Origin of the sequence: Alicyclobacillus macrosporangiidus CPP55, from assembly GCF_000702485.1 — a bacterium.
GTDB lineage: Bacteria > Bacillota > Bacilli > Alicyclobacillales > Alicyclobacillaceae > Alicyclobacillus_H > Alicyclobacillus_H macrosporangiidus_B.
This window is the reverse complement of record NZ_JNIL01000001.1, coordinates 2,594,885-2,612,525: the sequence shown is the minus strand read 5'-3', so window position 1 is coordinate 2,612,525 and position 17,641 is coordinate 2,594,885. Positions and strand designations below refer to the sequence as shown.

The 17,641-nt window shown below is 67.5% G+C and carries 21 protein-coding genes; 4 read left to right on the top strand and 17 right to left on the bottom strand.

Going from position 1 to position 17,641, the window contains the following annotated elements:
- Positions 1–21 precede the first annotated feature (21 nt).
- From N687_RS0113095 to N687_RS0113045, 11 genes are all read right to left on the bottom strand, one after another.
- A complete protein-coding gene (locus N687_RS0113095; protein WP_051663229.1) occupies positions 22–966 on the bottom strand; it encodes a D-2-hydroxyacid dehydrogenase in 945 nt (314 codons plus the stop codon).
- Positions 963–2,231, bottom strand: a complete 1,269-nt coding sequence (gene glyA / locus N687_RS0113090) for a serine hydroxymethyltransferase (RefSeq protein ID WP_029422274.1) — start codon at positions 2,229–2,231, stop codon at positions 963–965. Before glyA ends, N687_RS0113095 begins: the two co-directional genes overlap by 4 nt.
- A gap of 50 nt (positions 2,232–2,281) precedes the next feature.
- Positions 2,282–2,896 carry a TIGR01440 family protein gene (locus tag N687_RS0113085; RefSeq protein WP_029422273.1) on the bottom strand — a complete coding sequence of 205 codons (615 nt, stop codon included), beginning with the start codon at positions 2,894–2,896 and terminating at the stop codon, positions 2,282–2,284.
- Positions 2,897–2,903: 7 nt separating this feature from the next.
- Positions 2,904–3,356 (bottom strand): ribose 5-phosphate isomerase B, encoded by a 453-nt coding sequence (gene rpiB, locus N687_RS0113080; RefSeq protein ID WP_029422272.1) that lies wholly within the window; start codon positions 3,354–3,356, stop codon positions 2,904–2,906.
- Positions 3,353–3,856: a low molecular weight protein arginine phosphatase gene (locus N687_RS0113075; RefSeq protein ID WP_029422271.1), complete on the bottom strand. Its 504-nt coding sequence runs from the start codon at positions 3,854–3,856 to the stop codon at positions 3,353–3,355. Before N687_RS0113075 ends, rpiB begins: the two co-directional genes overlap by 4 nt.
- Positions 3,857–4,013: 157 nt before the next feature.
- Positions 4,014–4,406, bottom strand: coding sequence for a hypothetical protein (locus N687_RS0113070; RefSeq protein ID WP_029422270.1), 393 nt, complete (start codon positions 4,404–4,406; stop codon positions 4,014–4,016).
- A 21-nt stretch (positions 4,407–4,427) separates the two neighbouring features.
- Positions 4,428–4,712, bottom strand: a complete 285-nt coding sequence (locus N687_RS0113065; protein WP_029422269.1) for a ferredoxin family protein — start codon at positions 4,710–4,712, stop codon at positions 4,428–4,430.
- On the bottom strand, positions 4,709–6,022 hold the full coding sequence (locus N687_RS0113060) for an FAD-dependent oxidoreductase (protein ID WP_029422268.1): 1,314 nt from the start codon (positions 6,020–6,022) through the stop codon (positions 4,709–4,711). The genes N687_RS0113065 and N687_RS0113060 overlap by 4 nt, the downstream gene beginning before the upstream one ends.
- Positions 6,023–6,035: 13 nt before the next feature.
- On the bottom strand, positions 6,036–7,118 hold the full coding sequence (locus N687_RS0113055) for an electron transfer flavoprotein subunit alpha/FixB family protein (RefSeq protein ID WP_197029370.1): 1,083 nt from the start codon (positions 7,116–7,118) through the stop codon (positions 6,036–6,038).
- Positions 7,119–7,210: 92 nt separating this feature from the next.
- The gene (locus tag N687_RS0113050; protein WP_029422266.1) at positions 7,211–8,059 is read right to left on the bottom strand and encodes an electron transfer flavoprotein subunit beta/FixA family protein; all 849 of its coding nucleotides are present in this window, start codon (positions 8,057–8,059) and stop codon (positions 7,211–7,213) included.
- A gap of 149 nt (positions 8,060–8,208) precedes the next feature.
- The gene (locus N687_RS0113045) at positions 8,209–8,766 is read right to left on the bottom strand and encodes a manganese efflux pump MntP family protein (RefSeq protein WP_029422265.1); all 558 of its coding nucleotides are present in this window, start codon (positions 8,764–8,766) and stop codon (positions 8,209–8,211) included.
- A 130-nt stretch (positions 8,767–8,896) separates the two neighbouring features.
- Here N687_RS0113045 and N687_RS0113040 point away from each other — a divergent pair, with 130 nt between their 5' ends.
- The 4 genes from N687_RS0113040 (at position 8,897) to N687_RS21155 (ending at position 12,200) form a co-directional block, all read left to right on the top strand.
- Positions 8,897–9,997, top strand: a complete 1,101-nt coding sequence (locus N687_RS0113040; RefSeq protein WP_081841377.1) for an SGNH/GDSL hydrolase family protein — start codon at positions 8,897–8,899, stop codon at positions 9,995–9,997.
- A 114-nt stretch (positions 9,998–10,111) separates the two neighbouring features.
- On the top strand, positions 10,112–10,441 hold the full coding sequence (locus N687_RS0113035) for a YbjQ family protein (protein WP_029422263.1): 330 nt from the start codon (positions 10,112–10,114) through the stop codon (positions 10,439–10,441).
- A 5-nt stretch (positions 10,442–10,446) separates the two neighbouring features.
- Positions 10,447–10,662 carry a hypothetical protein gene (locus N687_RS21160; protein ID WP_035463203.1) on the top strand — a complete coding sequence of 72 codons (216 nt, stop codon included), beginning with the start codon at positions 10,447–10,449 and terminating at the stop codon, positions 10,660–10,662.
- 104 nt (positions 10,663–10,766) lie between these two features.
- Positions 10,767–12,200 carry an MFS transporter gene (locus tag N687_RS21155; protein ID WP_035462262.1) on the top strand — a complete coding sequence of 478 codons (1,434 nt, stop codon included), beginning with the start codon at positions 10,767–10,769 and terminating at the stop codon, positions 12,198–12,200.
- On the opposite strand, the gene N687_RS0113020 is transcribed toward N687_RS21155, so the two are convergent.
- The 6 genes from N687_RS0113020 to rpmE form a co-directional block, all read right to left on the bottom strand.
- Entirely contained in the window at positions 12,151–13,395 is a 1,245-nt protein-coding gene (locus tag N687_RS0113020) for an L-threonylcarbamoyladenylate synthase (protein WP_081841376.1), read from the bottom strand. The genes N687_RS21155 and N687_RS0113020 overlap by 50 nt on opposite strands.
- Positions 13,392–14,222 (bottom strand): stage II sporulation protein R, encoded by an 831-nt coding sequence (gene spoIIR / locus N687_RS0113015; protein WP_051663226.1) that lies wholly within the window; start codon positions 14,220–14,222, stop codon positions 13,392–13,394. The genes N687_RS0113020 and spoIIR overlap by 4 nt, the downstream gene beginning before the upstream one ends.
- Positions 14,223–14,380: 158 nt before the next feature.
- A complete protein-coding gene (prmC, locus tag N687_RS0113010; RefSeq protein WP_051663225.1) occupies positions 14,381–15,310 on the bottom strand; it encodes a peptide chain release factor N(5)-glutamine methyltransferase in 930 nt (309 codons plus the stop codon).
- Complete coding sequence (gene prfA / locus N687_RS0113005; RefSeq protein ID WP_029422258.1) at positions 15,307–16,377, bottom strand: peptide chain release factor 1; 1,071 nt, start codon at positions 16,375–16,377, stop codon at positions 15,307–15,309. Before prfA ends, prmC begins: the two co-directional genes overlap by 4 nt.
- 120 nt (positions 16,378–16,497) lie before the next feature.
- Complete coding sequence (locus N687_RS0113000; RefSeq protein WP_029422257.1) at positions 16,498–17,115, bottom strand: YhcN/YlaJ family sporulation lipoprotein; 618 nt, start codon at positions 17,113–17,115, stop codon at positions 16,498–16,500.
- 292 nt (positions 17,116–17,407) lie between these two features.
- The gene (gene rpmE / locus N687_RS0112995; RefSeq protein ID WP_029422256.1) at positions 17,408–17,620 is read right to left on the bottom strand and encodes a 50S ribosomal protein L31; all 213 of its coding nucleotides are present in this window, start codon (positions 17,618–17,620) and stop codon (positions 17,408–17,410) included.
- Between the last annotated feature and the right edge of the window lie 21 nt (positions 17,621–17,641).

Below are 17,641 nucleotides of genomic sequence, written 5' to 3'. Positions count from 1 at the left end.
CACCGGCCGCCGTCCACGCCTTCAGTAACGCGCCTCGATGTCCACCCGCGTCGGCAGCGGTTCCCCCGCCCGGTAGGCCCGGTGGTTGGCGAGAAATACCTCGAGGAACCGGTCGTCGTGCGACGGCGTCCATCCACCGTTGTGCGGCGAAATCAGGACGTTCTCCATGTCCCACAGGGGGCTCTCCGCGGGCAGCGGTTCCTGGTGGAACACATCCAATCCCGCGCCGCGGATGCGGCCCTCCCGCAGCGCGCGGATGAGCGCGTCCTCGTCCACCACGTCCCCGCGGGCGAAGTTGATGAGAAACGCCGACGGCTTCATGGCGGCCAACTCCGCTTCCCCAATCAGGTGGTACGTCTCCGGGGTCAATGGCGTCAGGACCACCACGAAATCGGCCTCCGGCAGCACGCGGTTCAAGGCGTCCACGCCGACCACCTGGTGAAAGCCCGGCATCGGGGCCGGGTTCCGGCGCACCCCCGTGATCGTCATGTCGAACGCCTGCGCCTTGCGCGCCACCTCGCGTCCGATGCTGCCCGCCCCGACGATGACCAGGTGGCGGCCCGACAGCTCGTCCAGCTTGTACCCGCGGTCCCAGCGGTGCTCCAGCTGCCGGCGCACGTTGTAGTGGAGGCCGCGGGTGAACGAGATCATCATGCCGAGGATCTGCTCAGCCATCTGCTTGCCGTGCGCGCCGCGGGCGTTCGTCAGCAGCAGGCCCCGCGCTCGGATGAGATCGAAAGGCACCGTCTCGACCCCGGCCGAGATGGAGTGCAGCCAGCGGACGTTCGGGCAGGCCCCGATGGTTTCCTCCGTCAGGGAGGTTCCGACGGCCGCCAGAATCTCCACCTCCGCCAGGCGGGGATGGGCGGGGTCGAAGCGATCCATCACCTCAATCTCTTCCTCCGGCAACGCCTTCCGCAACGCCTCAACGACCCGCGGTTTCAGCCGATGGGCGATGAGAATCACCGCGATTCCTCCTCTCCCAGGTACGACAATCCCTCGTAGAGCGGGAACCGTTCCGTCAACGCCTTCACCTTCGCCCGCGCCACCTCGGCATCCGCCTCCGTAAACGAAGAGGCGAGCGTCAGGTGGAACACCTCGGCGATCTCCTCCATCGCCTGCTCGTCCATGCCGCGCGTGGTCACCGCCGGCGTGCCGACGCGGATCCCGCTGGTGACCATGGGAGACTGCGGATCGAACGGGATGGCGTTCTTGTTCACGGTGATGCCGACCTCGTCGAGGCGCCGCTCCGCCTCCTTGCCGGTCAAGTTGAAGTTGCGCACGTCAATCAGAATGAGGTGGTTGTCCGTGCCGCCCGAAACCAGCCGGAAGCCGCGCGCCTTGAGCGCCTCGGCCAGCGCCTTCGCATTCTTGATGATGCGGGCGGAATAATCCTTGAACTCCGGCTTGAGCGCCTCTCCGAAGGCCACCGCCTTGGCGGCGATGACGTGCATCAGGGGACCGCCCTGGACGCCCGGGAAGATGGACTTGTCGACGGCCTTCGCATGCGCTTGCGTCGTCAGGATGAGCCCCCCGCGCGGCCCGCGCAACGTCTTGTGGGTGGTGCTCGTGACAAACTGGGCGTGCGGGATGGGGGACGGGTGATGGCCGGTCGCCACCAAGCCCGCGATGTGGGCCATGTCGACCATGAGCATCGCCCCCACCTCGTCGGCGATGGCGCGCATGCGTGCGAAGTCGATCACGCGCGGATACGCGCTCGCCCCGGCGACGATGAGCTTCGGCCGCACATCCTTGGCGATGCGGGCGACCTCGTCATAGTCGATGGTCTCCGTCTCCGGGTTGACCCCGTAGGCGGCGAACTGGTACAGCTGGCCGGAGAAATTGACTGGGCTGCCGTGCGTCAAGTGGCCACCGTGGGCGAGGTTCATGCCGAGGACCGTGTCGCCGGGCTGGAGGGCTGCGAAGTAGACCGCCATGTTCGCCTGGGCGCCGGAGTGGGGCTGCACGTTGGCATGTTCGGCGCCGAACAGCTGTTTGACGCGATCGCGCGCCAGGTTCTCGACCATGTCGACGTACTCGCAGCCGCCGTAATAGCGCCGGCCCGGGTACCCCTCGGCGTACTTGTTGGTCAAGACGCTTCCCATCGCCTCCATGACGGCGCGGCTGACGAAGTTCTCCGAGGCAATCAACTCAATCTTCGCGCGCTGGCGGCCGAGCTCCTGCTCCATCGCCCGCGCGACTTCCGGATCCCATGTGTGCAGTGTGGTCATTCCGTCTCCTCCTCTCGGGTGCCCGCCCGGCCACAGGTGTGTGGGGACCGTCAACGAGCGTCGCCGAACAGGCGCCGTCGCGCCTCCTCCACGTCGTACACGGCGCGCGATCCGCCGACGAGCGGCGGCCGGGTTCGCGCCATCACCACATGCGCCTCGCCGATCCGGTTGCGCCGCCCGCGCACCGGCACCGCGACGCGCTTGAGATGCATGCCGATCAAGGTGTCGCCGATGTCCAGCCCGGCGTCCGCCTCCACGCGTTCCACCAGACAGGCGTCCGGCAAGGCGAAATACGCGTGGGCCGCCACCGATCCGCCGGCCCCTGGCACCGGCACGGCGGCGACCTCCGTCCAGCCGCGCGCTGCGGCGAGCGAATGCCGCACCACCAACGCCCGGTTGAGGTGTTCGCAGCACTGGAAAGCCAGATGGCATCCCGCATCGGCGGCAAACTCGAGGATGGTCTCGACCAGCGCCCGACCCACCTCGACCGACGTGTGCGTGCCGATCCGATGGCCGCACACCTCGCTCGTCGAGGCTCCGATCACGAGCAGGCGGCCCGGGCCGAGGTCCGCCGCCACCCGCAGATCGTCCAGGCACTCGCGGAGTTCCGACCGGATCTGGTCCAGCCACGCCCGGTCCAAAATCGGGCCGCTCTGTTCACTCATGCCTTCCTCATGCCTTTCCGTACTCCCGTTCCACCTGGCGCACCTTCTCCACGCGCCCGGCGTGGCGCCCGCCCTCGAACTCGGTCGTCAGCCACGCCTTGAGCACCTCCGCCGCCAGCCCGGGACCGATCACGCGCTCCCCCAGGGTGAGCACGTTGGCATCGTTGTGCGCACGGGACATCCGCGCGGAGAACACGTCGTGCGCCGTCACCGCGCGCACCCCCGGAACCTTGTTCGCGGTGATGCACATGCCGAGGCCCGTCCCGCAGACGAGGACGCCCCGGTCATACCGGCCCTCGGCCACGCCCTCCGCAACCTTGCGCGCGTAATCCGGATAGTCGACCGACTTTTCGTCGTAGGTGCCCAGATCTTCGTAGTCCACCGCCAACTCGTCGAGCGTCTGCTTGAGTGCCTCTTTCAGTCGGAATCCAGCGTGATCGCTGGCGATTGCGATGTTCACGGCTTGTTCTCCCCCAACAGGTGATTGACGAGCCCCCGCACGCTGCGCTCAATTTGTTGTGCGCATGCCTCGTAATGCTCGTCCAATCCTCCGAACGGATCTACAATATCACACCCGGAAGGGGATGCGGCATCCGATTGCGATGCTTCTTCCGCGGGTTCCGCAAACGCCGCGAAGCCTCCGAGCAGCCGGATCTTGTCCTTCGCCTCCGGGAATCGGCTCTCCAGGTCCTTGGCCTGGCTCTGCGTCATGACGAGGATGACGTCGGCTTTCTCGACCAGATCCGGCCGCACAGGCTGGGACCGATGCGGCGCCAAGGGGATGTGGCGGCGGGTCAGCGCGTCCGCGGCGGCGGGCGTCATCGGCATGCCCTCCGCCGCGTACAGGCCGGCCGATTCCACGGTCCAGGGCAGACTGCGGCGTTGGATCTCCGCTTGCGCAAAAAAAGCCGCCATGGGACTGCGGCACGTGTTCCCGGTGCAGACGAACAACAGGTGCAAGGACGACACCTCCTGGCCCGCCGGCCTGCGAAATTCCGGTGATGGATTCGATTGGCTTCAGTATATCCCGCCCCCAAAACCGCATGCAATGGCGCCGGTCCCCGGGGCAGATGCACCCCCAGGGTCGGCGCCGTGTTCCCGACTCGACGGTACCTCCCTATCCCTCCGCTCCGTCCGTGTCCATCACAAACCGGCCCCGCCGGACTTCGATGGACTGCTCCTGCATGCGCCGGCGCAGAGCCTCCAGCCGCTGCCGAGGGGCCAGCGGCTCCACCGCATCGCCCGCGATCGGATCCGCGCTGACTGTGGTCCCCGCAGCCTCCTGATATTCGTACAAGGTGCCGTTCTCGGGATCCCAGGCGGTGACATACAACGTCCACGTCACGTAATGGACGAACGACAGCTCGCTCGGGCGGATCACCCGGAACAGGTCCAACCGCGCCGCCCGGATCCCGCACTGCAACAGCTCGTCAATCAGGCTGTCCAGGTCCGAGAACGCCACCTTGACCGGCAATGCATCCGAACAACCAAACTGGCGGCGGTCAATCATACGCATCCTCCGCCTTTCTTTTCATCCGTATTTGTACGTGACGCCGTAGCCCCCCTTCGGGTACAGCCACTCGATGTTGTACTCCGGGCAGGCGATCCGGCAGGTGCCGCACTCGATGCAGTTCTCGTACGCCACCGAGGTCATGCGCTCCGCTTCGTGCCACAGGTACACATCCGACGGGCAGAACCAGTTGCACTCCTTGGTCGGGCAGGCCAGGCACACCTCTTGATCCTTGATGATCAAGTGAGACACCCGGTCTGCCTTGTAGCGAATGGTGAACAGCCGCTCCTCGATGCTCGCGCTCATCCGTTCATCGCCCTCCACCCTTTTAAGCCAAGGCGAATCAGATCCATATAAGCGCCCCCCGCGGCTTCCTTCAGGCGGCGGATGGCCTTGCGCTGCTTGTCGCGTTTCGGCACGCCATCCACCAACAGCATTTCGTAGGCGGCGTCGTTGAGCGCCTGCGGCAGATGATTGAACAACTGTTCTGTGTCCTCGTGAGCCAGCAGGCTGTGCACTCCGCGGTACTTTTTGAGGTCCTTGTAGATGAACGAAGCCCGGATGGCCTCGTCATAGGCAGCCAGGGTGCTTGCGGAGAAGTCGCCCACTTCGTGCGCCCGGATGGCCGCCTCCCCCGCCAAGCGCCCGGAGGTGATGGCCAGGTTCGTCCCCTCCCGGTGCACCGCGTTGACCAACTGCGCCGCGTCGCCGCAGATCATCCATCCGTCGCCCGCCAAGGCCGGGATGGAGTTGAACCCGCCCTCCGGAATGAGGTGGCCGGAATACTCCTTGACCTCACCCCCCTGGATGAGCCGGGAGATCATGGGATGCTGCTTCAGCCCGTCCAGCACCTCGTACGGCTTGACGCGCTTTTTCTTGAGATCGCTGACCATCACGCCGACGCCGATGGAGAGGGTGTCGGTGTTGGTATACAGGAATCCCAGCCCTGCCATGCCGCAGGTGTGGCCGATGATCTCAATCGTGCATCCCTCGTCGCCCTCCAGATTGAACCGGTCTTGGATGGTCTGCTTGGGCAGCTGGATGATCTCCTTGACGGCGAGCGACACCTCGTCCGGCCGCCACTCCCGGTGCACCATCAGCTGTTTGCCCAAGAGCGAGTTGACCCCGTCTGCGATGATGGTGATGTTGGCTTCCAGTTCGCCGTCGTCGCGGTCCGTGATCACCCCGCGCACCCGTTCTCCGGCGCGCAGAAGGCCGGTGACCACCGTCTCGTAAATGGGAACCGCCCCCGCCTGTTCCGCTTTGCCGGCAAACCAGGGGTCGAACTTCACCCGCAGTCCTGTCCAGCAGTTCGGCGGGTCATGGTACCGCTGGTTGCGATGCCCGAGCGTCACCGCGCTGTCCTCGGCGAGGATCCACAGGCGCTGTTCGACGATCTTCCGCTCCAGAGGCGCCTCCTGCCACCAATTTGGGATCAGGTCCTCGAGCTGCTTGCGGTATAATACGCCGCCGAAGATGTTTTTCGCCCCTGGAAACTCACCGCGTTCGATGAGCGCCACCTTCAGGCCGGCCTTGGCCATCGTGTAGGCCGCCGCCGTCCCCGCCGGGCCCGCCCCCACCACGATGGCGTCAAACCGTTCGTCCGCCACGCGCATTCCCCCCTGTCACTCATTCAGCGCCCCGGACCGGACCGCCGGAGCCTGCACCGGTCAAGGAAAAGCCCAGGCCCTCCCCGTCTGCACGAAACCGCCCGGCCGCCTTGCGCGCGCGCACCGCCTCCGTGATGGCCGGGACGATCTGGAACAGATCGCCGACGATGCCGTAGTGGGCGATCTGAAAGATCGGCGCTGCCGGATCCTTATTGATGGCGATGATGCACTCCGCGTTCTGCATCCCGACGACGTGCTGCACCGCGCCGGAGATGCCGATGGCGAAGTAGAGCTTGGGCCGCACCGTGGTCCCCGTCTGGCCGACCTGATGGCGGTGATCGATCCAACCGAGATCGACCGCCGCCCGGGACGCACCGACCACTCCGCCCAATGCATCCGCGAGCTCCTTGAGCATCGCGAAGGCCGACGGTCCGCCGAGTCCTCGGCCACCGGCGACAATCACCTCCGCCTCCGCCAGGTTGACGCGGTCCGTGGCGGCGATGAACTCCAGCACCTCCGTGGCGATGTCCTCGGGCGGAATCTGCGGCGGCACGGTGACGATCTCGCCGGTGCGCGAAGGATCCCGCGGCAGCGCTTCGAACACCCCGGCGCGAGCGGTGGCCATCTGCGGCTTGAACTGCTTGCACAGGATGGTGGCCAGCATCTTCTCGGAGAAAGCCGGCCGGCTGGCCAACAGCAGGCGGTCCTCGTCCACGTCGAGCATCGTCGAGTCCGCCGTGAGCCCCGTCGGCAGGTGGGTCGCGATGGCGCCCGCGAGATCGCGGCCCGTGTAGGTGGCGCCCATCAGAACGATCTCCGGTTTGAATGCGCGGATCACGTGCAGACACACGCGGCTGTAGGGCCTCGTGCGGTAGTCCCGGAGCTCGGGCGAATCACACAGATACACGCGATCCGCGCCGTGGTAGATGGCCTCCTGGGCCAGATGCCCCACCTGGTATCCCATGACCAGCGCCATCAGAGGCGCATCCAGCTTGTTGGCCAACCGGCGTCCCTCGCCGAGGAGCTGCCAAGACACGGGTTTGGCGACGCCCGCCCGCTGTTCCACCACGACCAAAACGCCCCGGTAGGACGACCAATCCACGTCTCCCTCCGGCTGCAATCCGACCATCGGCTTGCGCCGTTTGGGATCTCGCTTCGGTTCATCGCGCTGGAGTTCTGCCTGTCTCCCGTCGCTCATGCTCGCACCCCCTGCACCCAGCCCAGTTTTTCCGCGATGTCGCTCGCGAACAGCCGTTCCACCAGAGCTTCGGCGGCGGCCTCCGGATGATCCGCCGGGATGTACTCCGTGTTGACCGTCCTCGGCTCGGGCACCCACGTCTTGGCGACGATGGTCGGGGACCCACGCAGGCCGATCTTGCTGCGATCCAGGTCCGGAAAGTCGTTGGTCGTCCACACAATCGGTTTGTACCGGGCCGCTCGCAGAACGCCCGGGAGGCTGGCCCGGCGGGGTTCATTCAGCTCGGCGAGCGCGGTGATGAGTACCGGCAACTTCGCCCGAACCCGCTCGACCCCGTCCTCCAGGTGCCGATGCACGATGATCTCCCGCCGCTCGAGGTCCAGGTGCTCGACCTTTTCGACATAGGTCAACTGCTCCAGGTCGAGGCGGCAGGCGACGCCCGGGCCCACCTGGCCCGTATCCCCGTCGAGCGTCTGTTTGCCGCAGAAGACGATGTCGACCGGTCCCCACGCTTCCTCCACTTTGCGGATGGTCATCGCCACCACGTACGACGTAGCGAGGGTGTCCGCCCCCGCGAACGCGCGGTCGCTGACCAGGATCCCTTCGTCCGCCCCCATGGCGATGCACTGCTTGAGCGCCTTGTCCGCAGACGGCGGGCCCATCGTCACGACGGTGACGCGCGCACCATGCCGGTCCTTGATGCGCAGCGCCTCTTCCAGGCCGTGCAGGTCGTAGTAGTTGACGATGGCCGGCACACCCTGCCGGATGAGCGTGTTGGTCTTTGGATCGATGCGGATCTCGCGGCTGTCGGGCACCTGTTTGATGCACACCACCAGGTGCAGCATTCGGCTCCTCCTCTCTCAGCGCTCCCCCATCGGAAATCCGATGCGGATCCGCTTACATCGCGATTCCAGCGTATGCGCCGGGTTCTTTGATCTGAATGTTATCATAATTCTGTCCTGGCAGACAGCAGGGTGCCCGCATTTTCCCTGCATCATCCGGCCAGGAAGTGGAGGCCGTATCCGACCAGAATCAGCGCCCCAGCGAATTCGCCGATGCGGCCGATGCGAACCCCCGCCTTGCGGCCGATGTAGAGGCCCGCCAGACACAGGATGCCGCCGGCGATCCCGAAGGCCCCCGCCGAGACCACCCCGTAGGCGGTGCTGCGGAGCCCGAGGCTGAATCCAACGGACAGCGCGTCGATGGAGACGCTTGCGGAAAACGCGATCAAGGCGATGCCGCCTGTGCCGGTCATCACCACCTGCTCTGGAGCGAACACGCAGGTGTACAGCATGTGCAGTCCCAAGCCGCACAGCAGCAGTGCGCCAAACCAGTGCGCCACCGCCCCCAACAGCCCCTGCATGGCCAATCCAAGGTACAGACCGGCCAGGGTCATCAGGGAGTGAAACACCCCGATGGTCCCTGCCAGCCTCAAGGCGGTGTGCCGCCGAATCCCGTGCAGGCCGAGGCCGATGGACAGCGAAAAGGCGTCCATCCCGAGCGCCATGGACATCATCAGGATTTCGAACAAGTCGTGGATATGATCTTGCACCCGCCTCCTCCTTCCGGTCCCTTCCTGAATCTATGCGCCTGTCCCGCGGGACATGATGGGCGATCCGCTTGCCTCGGGCCGCCCGCGCCACGTACCATAACAAGCAAGAACCCGGGAGGATGGGAGAGGTATGAGGACTCGAGAGGACAGGCACTGGAGAGGCCGGGAGATCGCCGCAGTGAGCACGATACTTGCCGCCCTCCTGGGAGGGCCGGCGCAGCCCGTGCTCGCGGCGACGGCACCGGTGCAGCCCGCGTCCGCCAGTTCGGCCCCCTCGTCGGCCCCAGCCCCCGCAAAGGACGGCACCGGCCGTGCCCTCGCGCCTGGCCAGCGGCTGGTGGCCCTGGGCGATTCCATCCCGTTCGGTTACGGCCTGCCCGGCGCCGGGGCGTCGCCCGGTGCGCGCACACTGGCCGACCTGCACCCGGCCCCGGGCGCTTACCCGCTTCTCGTCGCCGGGGACAACGGCGCCCGGGTGACGGATTTGGCGGTGCCCGGCTGGACCTCGTCCGACCTGCTGAAGGCACTCGGGACGCCTCCGTTCCAACAGGCGCTGCGCACGGCCAACGTGGTGACTGTCGAGATCGGCAGCAACGATCTCCTGAACGCCGTCCCCGATCTCGCACGGGCGGCCGCAGGCGGTACCGTGCACATCGACCCCGCCCGAGTTCAGGCGGGGATCCGGCAGCTGAGCGCGAACCTGCCCCGCATCCTCGCCGCGGTGCGAAAGCAGACGAGCGCCCCGGTGATCCTCTTCAACCTCTACGATCCGTTCCCCGCCCCCACCCCGCTGCACGGCGAGGCGGAGGCCGCCATCCGGGCGGCCAACGGCGTCATCGCGGCCACGGCCGCCCAAGCCACCGTCCCGGTCGTGGACGCGTACCGGGTGATGGACGGGCGGCAGGAGGACCTCATCCGGATACAGGCGCAGGACATCCACCCGAACGCCGCAGGCCAACGGGCGTTGGCACAGGCGCTCGAAGCGGTGCTGATGCGGCCCTTGTGGTACACGCCGGCGTACTTCGTGACCGCCCCCAAAGGCGCAGTGGTATACAGCCGGCCGGCAGCCGGTCCCTTCGCCATCTGGTGGCTGCACGGGGACGCGGCCCTGTTGGTCACGGGGATGAACGGCGACTGGCTGCAGGTGGTGACCCCCTTGGGCCAGACGGGCTACGTCCGGCGCGATCAGGTGTCTGCGTCGGTACGCTGGCCGTGGGGGTCGAGGGGATGAACGCGCAGAAGCTGTGAAAGGTGAAGCGCACCGCATGCTGCCATGGGCAGAACATCCTGTATAATGGTGCCATATGTAAGGTTTGACGCCTTGTTTGAACTGGAGGGAACCACCATGTTGGTCGTGACCACCGAACGTGTCCCGGGCTACGAGGTGACGGAGGTACTGGGCCAGGTGTTTGGCGTGATCGTCCGCAGCCGCGGCCTCGGCGGCAACATCGCTGCGGGTCTGCGGAGCATCGTTGGCGGAGAGATTCACGAGTACACAGAAATGTTGGAGGATGCCCGCAAGGACGCCATCGACCGCTTGGTCCGCAACGCTCACGCCATGGGCGCCGACGCCGTCGTGATGATGCGGTTTGACTCGAGCGAGATCGGTCAGACGATGTCGGAGATCGTCGCCTACGGCACGGCGGTCCGGCTGCGCCGCGTGAGCGAGGCGTGATCGTCATGTTCGTGTGGCTGTTGGCGACCGCCGTGGTGGCGGCGCTGGCATTCGCGTACACCAGCCGGCGGCGACAGGCGCGCGTTCGCCGGCAGGGCGCCGTTCCGCACGGCTTCGTGCGCACGGACGAGGTGAACATCGATCCCACCACCGGCGTCCGCCAGCGGGTCTGGTACAACCCGTACACGGGCGAACGGTACTATGAGACGTTGGATCCATGAGCAACCCCGCCCGCGCGGACCGATGAGATTCCGCGAGCCGTAGCGGGCTTGGGCCAGGCTCCGGCGGGTCGCGTGCCGCCCCGCCGGCGCGGTATACTGAGTCTATGGAATCCTCTGTCTCCCATTCCGCACAGTCGCAACCTTCCGATCGCCTGTTGCAGAATCGCGACTTTCTCAAGCTGTGGGGCGGGCAGGCCCTGTCCCAGATCGGCTCCCGGCTGACCCGGGAAGGACTGCCGCTTGGGGCGGTGTTGATGCTCGGCGCGAGTCCCGTCGCCATGGGCTGGTTGGAGGTGGTCGGCACCCTGCCGGTGACGGTCCTCGGCTCGGTGACCGGTGCCCTGCTGGATCGCCTTCCGCGTCGGCCCTTTCTCGTCGCCCCCGACCTGCTCCGCTTCCTCATCCTGATGTCGATCCCGCTGACAGCCTGGTTCGGCCACCTGTCGCTGTGGCTGCTGTTCGTGGTCAAGCCGTTGGTGGACATCCTGTCCTTGGTATTCAACACGGCCTACCAGTCCTATCTCCCGCGATTGGTGGGCCGACATCACCTGCTCGACGCCAACGCCAAGCTGAACCTCACCCGCTCCTTCGCGGAGATGACTGGCCCGGGCCTGGCGGGCGTACTGGTGCAGACGCTGTCGATGCCGGTGGCGATCTTCCTGGACGCCCTGTCGTATTTCGTGTCGGCCCTGTCCGTCCTGTGGATCCGGCGGCGAGAACCTGCCGCCGCCAGCACGCGCCAGACGCAGACCGGAGAGACATCGGCCGAGAAGGCGGGGGGCCTGTCGTCCGTGGGAGGCCAGTCCCCCACGGCACCTGCGGCGCCTGCGGCGCAGTGCCAACCTCCGGTGCCGGCGGGGATGGACGCCCGGGCCATCGCTCGGGAGATCCAGGACGGGCTGCGGGTGGTCTTCCGTCATCCTGTCCTGCGTGCCCTGACCCTGACGGTGGCCACGTCCGGGCTCTTTCAAGGCATCCTGTTCTCGATGGACGTCCTGTTCGCGTTGCGCATCCTGCACCTCAGCCCGGGGCTGTTCGGCATCACCGTCTGTTGCGGCGGCCTCGGGGCGATGCTCGGTGCCGCGGCGGTGCGCCGCCTGGGCGAGCGGCACGGGTTCGGGCGATGGCTGATCCTGTCGCGCTTCGGCTTCGGCGCGTTCAACCTGCTGCAGCCGCTGGCGCACGGCCCTGCATGGATGGCGGCCCTCTTCCTGATGGGTGCGCAGGTGTTGGGCGATGGCTGCGGCGTCATCGCCGATACCCTGGAGACGAGCCTGCGCCAGTGGACGGCGCGGGATAAGGAGATGGGGCGGGTCAATTCCGTCTACAACCTGCTCGAGAACATCCTGGCCTCGGTGGGAGCGGTAGCCGGAGGGTACATCGCAGCCGGCTTCGGCCTGCGCGCCGCGATGGCGGTGGCGGCCGTCGGCATCACCCTGTCGGCCGCATGGCTGTTCACGGCGCCCATCTGGCGGATGAAATCGCCCCTCACACCCGATACACCCGCCCCTCGGCGGCCTTCTCCAGCCGGTTCATGACCGCCAGGCCGAGCCCTTCCGGGGGCACCCCTTCCACCAGGATCACATCCGCCCCCTGGCGGTCGAAGGCACGCAGCAGCCGGTAGAGGTGCCGGCTGAGGGCCGCAGCGTAGCCGCCGTGCGCTCCCGCAATGGCTGTCCACGTCCGGTCTTCCCGCGTTCCACCGCCGAGGTCCCCCTCCACCGCCGGCGTCCACACCCACGCCAGGTCCCAACCCGGCGGCACCGTCCCCGGCCGCGCAATCAGGGCGATCCGCGGGTCCCCGTCGTCGCCTGCGGACGCCCCGCGGACCCCGGCCCCGGCCCGTGCCATCGTCCGGTACTCCGCTGCGAACCGCGCCACCTGTGCACGCACCCGATCCTCATCGCCCCACCACACGTACACACGGGCCCGCGGTGCGTAGTGGCGGTATTTCATCCCCGGCGACTTCGGGGCCTCCCCGGCCGTCGGGCCCGCCGCCACACGCACCGGGAGTCCGGTGACGCGCGCGAGATCGTCCGGCGTCACCCCGCCCGGCCGGTAGATGACCACCTCTTCCTCGCCGATCCACGCCACCGTCGACTCCACGCCGATGCCGCACGGGCCCCCGTCGACGACGCCGTCGATCCGGTCGCGCATGTCCTCCGCCACGTCCGCCGCCGTCGTGGGGCTCGGCCGGCCCGATCGGTTCGCGCTCGGCGCCGCCACCGGACAGCCCGCCGCCCGGATCAGGGCGCGCGCCACTGGGTGCGCCGGCATCCGGACCCCGACCGTGTCCATCCCCGGCCGCACAGCCGGAGCGATGCGTGGGTTCGCCGGCAGAATCAGGGTCAACGGCCCCGGCCAAAAGGCGTCCATCGCCCGCCGCACCCTGTCCGAAACTTCCTCCGGGCGGTCGATCACGCCGGCGAGATCGCCCACATCCGCTATATGTACGATCAGCGGGTTGTCCGCCGGCCGCCCCTTGGCCGAGAACACCCGCCGCGCGGCTTCGTCCAACCACGCATTTGCCCCCAGTCCGTACACGGTCTCCGTCGGAAACGCGACGAGGCCGCCGCCGCGCAACACGGCCGCCGCCTCCGCCAACGCCTCCCGAAGGGCCGCTTCATCCGGCACCCGTGCCGCTCCCTGCGCCGCGGACGCACCGCCCGCCGCACGGCCGGCCGCGGCCTCCGGCCGCCCTGTGACTTCCGCCGGAATCCGCCACCACTTCATCCTAGATCCACCCCGTCGATCCGGTTTTTCACCAACCGCCACAGCTCCTCGCCGTAGTCTAGCGACGCGAGCCGCACCTGCACCTGGGTCGTGCCGCCGTCCATCGTCGGCATGTCGACGACCTCGAGCGGCGGCAGGTCCGGGAACTCCCCCGTGTTCGGCACCGCGTCGCCGTCCGCGATGTCCACGAAGCACAGCGGTGGAAATAGCACACACCACCAGTTCTGCCCCTGGCCGGCGCCGAGGGTGATGCGCAACGCCTCGTAGTTGCCGGCCGGGTACACCTGATTTCCGTACATCTTGGTCGGGAACGGCACCACCCCGACGTCCGCGCGCACAGGATAACTGTACCCGTGATGGCGGGCGACGTCCACGGCGGTGCGCTGGATGTCCGGTAGCGCCGCCTCCACCCGTTGGCGCGCTTCGGTGGCGTCCTTCGATCCCGCCACCAACCTGGCCACCTGCACCACCACGGCGTCCCGCACCTCGCGTTTGAGCGCCTGGTCCTGCGGGCTGTCGCTGTTGGCGATGATGCGCAGCCGCAGGGCGTCCTGCGGAATCGGCGCCGCGTGCGGCTCCGCCGGATTGTAGAGGGCTTCCGTCACCAGATCGGCCGCCGAGGCCTTGCCGCTCGATGCGCCGGAACCTCCTGCGGCACCCCCGGTCGTGCCGGCCGTGACCGAGACCGCACGCTCGCCGGCCGCCACCGTACCCGCTGCTGATCCGGTCGCTGCGCCCGCCGGCGCGGCGCCGGTTCCGAGCCACATCCGTCCCGCGCACACCACCACGGCCACCGCCGCCAAAAACCCCAACATCCGCTTGACCACCGGTTGCCCCTCCCTGCCGTGCACCGGTCTGCCGGTGCTCTAGCATGACTAGCAACAGTGTGGCCAGCGAAAGATAGAATTAAACCTCACGCCCGCCGGTGCTATCGGGCCCCTGCTCCCGCCCACAGCCCGGCGGTCCCCACATGGCCGCCCGGTGCTCACGCCAGACGCTCGCCCCACACGACGCGCAGGACGCCGCGCAGATCCGGTTCGGCGTCAAACCGCCAGCCCCGCCAGTGGCCGCCGTCCCGGAACAGCGCCATCACCGCCTCCGCCTGGCCCATGCCCACCTCGAGGAAGAGGGCCGCGGGGCCCGACGGATCGAACACCACCGGCCCGGCGTCCGCCAGCGCGCGGTAGAACGCCAGCCCGTCCGGACCGCCGTCCAGCGCCTCGCGCGGCTCCCAGTCGCGGACCTCCGGCGCCAACCCGGCGAGGTCCGCGCTTGGGATGTATGGAGGGTTGCTGACCAGGAGGTGCGCCGGAGGAGGGCCGGCCGCGCCCCGGAGCCAGGCCAGCCCGTCACAGCGCGCGAACCGCACCGTGGCTCCCAGGCGGCGAGCGTTCTCCTCCGCGATGGCAAGCGCGTCCGCCGACACGTCCACCGCCCACACCTGGGCCTCCGGCACTTCGAGCGCCAGCGTGACCGCGATGACGCCGCTGCCGGCGCCGAGATCGCACACACGGCTCGACGGGCGGTGCGCCCTCAGCCACGCGATCGCCCGGTCGACCAGCAGCTCCGTCTCCGGCCGCGGGATGAGGCAACCGCTCCGCACCGCGAAGACGCGGCCGTAGAATGGCGCCTCACCGGTGATGTACTGCAGCGGCTCCCCCGCCGCGCGGCGCAACACCGCCGCATGAAGCGCAGACTGGACCGCGTCCGGAAGCGGATCGGCGAGTCCGGTCAACACCTGCAGACGGGTACGGCCGCTCGCCCACAGCAACAGGGTCTCCGCCTCCGCGCGTGCCGCCTTGTCGCGCTCCGCCGCCGGGAGCGCCTGCCAGGACGCGCCCGCGGCGTGATCGCACAAAAATGAGGACACCCAGCGCAGGGCATCCCCGTAGGTCTTCCGCGGTACCGCTGTCACGCCTCCGCCGCCTCCAGCATCTGCGCCCGCTCCGCCACGATCAGGGCTTGGATGATCTCGTCCAGATCCCCGTCGAGCACCGCCTCCAGGCGGTGCAGAGTGAGCCCGATGCGGTGATCGGTGACGCGGCTCTGCGGGAAGTTGTAGGTGCGGATGCGCTCGCTTCGATCCCCCGTCCCGACCTGGCTGCGTCGGTTCGCGGCCAACTCCGCCTGCTGCTCCTGCTGGTACTTCTCATACAGGCGGGCCCGGAGGACCTTCATCGCCTTTTCGCGGTTCTTCAACTGCGACTTCTCGTCCTGGCAGGAGACCACGATGCCCGTCGGCAAGTGGGTGATGCGCACCGCGGACTGAGTGGTGTTGACGCTCTGCCCGCCCGGGCCGGTGGAGCAGAAGGTGTCGATCCGCAGGTCCTTCTCGTGGATCTCCACCTGGATGTCCTCCACCTCCGGGAGCACGGCGACCGTGGCGGTCGACGTGTGGATGCGCCCGCCCGACTCGGTCACCGGCACACGCTGCACCCGGTGCGTCCCGCTCTCAAATTTCAACTGGCTGTACGCCCCGCGGCCGACGATGGACAAGGTCGCCTGTTTCAACCCGCCCATGTCCGTGTAGTTGGCGTCGATGAGCTCCACCTTCCAGCCGTGGCGCTCCGCAAAGCGGGTGTACATGCGAACGAGGTCGGCTGCAAACAGCGCCGCCTCCTCGCCCCCCGCCGCCGCCCGCACCTCCAGAAAGACGTTCTTGTCGTCGTTCGGGTCCTTGGGCAGCAGCAGGATCTGAAGCGCGTGCTGCAGGTCCGCGAGCTGGCGGGTCTTTTCATCAATCTCACTCTTCACCAGCTCCCGCATCTCCTCGTCGAGCCGCTCCTGCAGCATCTCCCTGGCGTCCTGCAGCTCCTGGCGCACCCGCTTGTACGCCCGGTATGTCTCGACCGTCTCGCTGAGGTCCGCCTGCTCCTTGCTGTACACCCGCAGCTTGTCCGGGTCCCGGACGATCTCCGGCTGACACAGCAGATCTTCCAACTGCCGGTACCGCGCCTCTATCGCTTCGAGTTTGTCGAACATCGTCTCCAGCATGTCATTTCCACGCCCCTGTTCCCCCAGTATACACCGACACGGGGCCGGATTGTCAGGCGCGGAGGGCAGACCTGGAGAACGTCGAGCCGCCTGGGTGCGGAACCGATGTCAACCCCACGGCACCGGCTGCATCTGCCGCATCAGGGCGGCGATGCGATCCTGGTAGGCACTGAGGGGCTGGCCGCTGCGCAGGCCGTCCGCGATCCGGTTGATCTCCCGCACCTGCTGCGGGTCGCGCGTCACGTACACGTAGCGGAACTCGGGCGCCTGGGTCAGGATGCGGCGGCGGATCTCCTTTTGGATGTGCGCGAAGTCCGGCTGCGGGAACCCGCGGGGCGCCGGCGTCCGGGCGAGACCCACCCCCACCAGGATCACGCGGCCCGATGCCACGGCGGCCGATGACCGCACGTATGGGATGTTCAGCGCCAGCTGCGCCACCCGATCCGCTTCCGCGTTGCCGGAGTACCGCCCGTGCGTCAAATTGGTCCCGGCCCCGTGAGCGGGCGACACGCTGCGCGGGTTCGGCTGCGGGTTGTTGGTATCATTGTATCCGGACAGTTTGGCGCGATCCGCGTCCCCGTTGACGTCCACATCGCGCCGATCCAGCTGTTGTTCGATGCTTCCGGCAGCTTGATTCATCTGCAGCTTCGGATGCTCACGACAGCCGCTGAGTGCCAACAGACTCAGCACCGCGAGAGCACCGATCCACCCCGTTCGCTTTCGCATGGACCCACCTCCCGATGGTAGGGTCACCAACGGGATCGCGGTCCATGTGTGCCCGCGTGGGCATTTCACTCCGTTTGTGCTTCGCAAGACACTTCGTGAAACGCCCACGCGGCCTATGAGGATATGAAGCATGGCACTCCGTTGATGAAATGCCCGTCGTAAAACGCCAAACAGGTGAGGGAGTGGGGCGCTCCGCGAAGCGGCTTGCGAAGCACAAGCGGAGCGGAGCGCCCCACTCCCATAAAAATAACCGCGCCTGCCCAATCGGCAGGCGCGGCGCTGCGTCTTCGGATCACTCTTGAGCCGGTTTGAGACCGTACTTCTTGTTGAACTTCTCCACACGCCCGCCGGCGTCCACCAGCTTCTGCTTGCCGGTGAAGAACGGGTGGCACTTGGAGCAGATTTCAACGCGCAGGTTCTTCTTGGTCGAACCGGTTTCAAACGTTTCTCCGCAGGCGCAGGTGACGGTTGTCACATGGTACTCCGGATGAATCGCGGTCTTCATGTGGTTCACCTCGCTTTGCGG

Excerpts from the sequence above, each read along its gene's own strand:
- N687_RS0113060 (WP_029422268.1), bottom strand. The coding sequence starts at position 6,022 with ATGCGCGTGGCGGACGAACGGTTTGACGCCATCGTGGTGGGGGCGGGC.
- N687_RS0113085 (WP_029422273.1), bottom strand. The coding sequence starts at position 2,896 with ATGAGTGAACAGAGCGGCCCGATTTTGGACCGGGCGTGGCTGGACCAG.
- rpmE (WP_029422256.1), bottom strand. The coding sequence starts at position 17,620 with ATGAAGACCGCGATTCATCCGGAGTACCATGTGACAACCGTCACCTGC.
- N687_RS0113020 (WP_081841376.1), bottom strand. The coding sequence starts at position 13,395 with ATGAAGTGGTGGCGGATTCCGGCGGAAGTCACAGGGCGGCCGGAGGCC.
- N687_RS0113000 (WP_029422257.1), bottom strand. The coding sequence starts at position 17,115 with ATGCGAAAGCGAACGGGGTGGATCGGTGCTCTCGCGGTGCTGAGTCTG.
- N687_RS21160 (WP_035463203.1), top strand. The coding sequence starts at position 10,447 with ATGTTCGTGTGGCTGTTGGCGACCGCCGTGGTGGCGGCGCTGGCATTC.
- N687_RS0113035 (WP_029422263.1), top strand. The coding sequence starts at position 10,112 with ATGTTGGTCGTGACCACCGAACGTGTCCCGGGCTACGAGGTGACGGAG.
- prfA (WP_029422258.1), bottom strand. The coding sequence starts at position 16,377 with ATGTTCGACAAACTCGAAGCGATAGAGGCGCGGTACCGGCAGTTGGAA.
- glyA (WP_029422274.1), bottom strand. The coding sequence starts at position 2,231 with ATGACCACACTGCACACATGGGATCCGGAAGTCGCGCGGGCGATGGAG.
- N687_RS0113040 (WP_081841377.1), top strand. The coding sequence starts at position 8,897 with ATGAGGACTCGAGAGGACAGGCACTGGAGAGGCCGGGAGATCGCCGCA.
- N687_RS21155 (WP_035462262.1), top strand. The coding sequence starts at position 10,767 with ATGGAATCCTCTGTCTCCCATTCCGCACAGTCGCAACCTTCCGATCGC.
- N687_RS0113050 (WP_029422266.1), bottom strand. The coding sequence starts at position 8,059 with ATGCTGCACCTGGTGGTGTGCATCAAACAGGTGCCCGACAGCCGCGAG.
- N687_RS0113065 (WP_029422269.1), bottom strand. The coding sequence starts at position 4,712 with ATGAGCGCGAGCATCGAGGAGCGGCTGTTCACCATTCGCTACAAGGCA.
- N687_RS0113070 (WP_029422270.1), bottom strand. The coding sequence starts at position 4,406 with ATGATTGACCGCCGCCAGTTTGGTTGTTCGGATGCATTGCCGGTCAAG.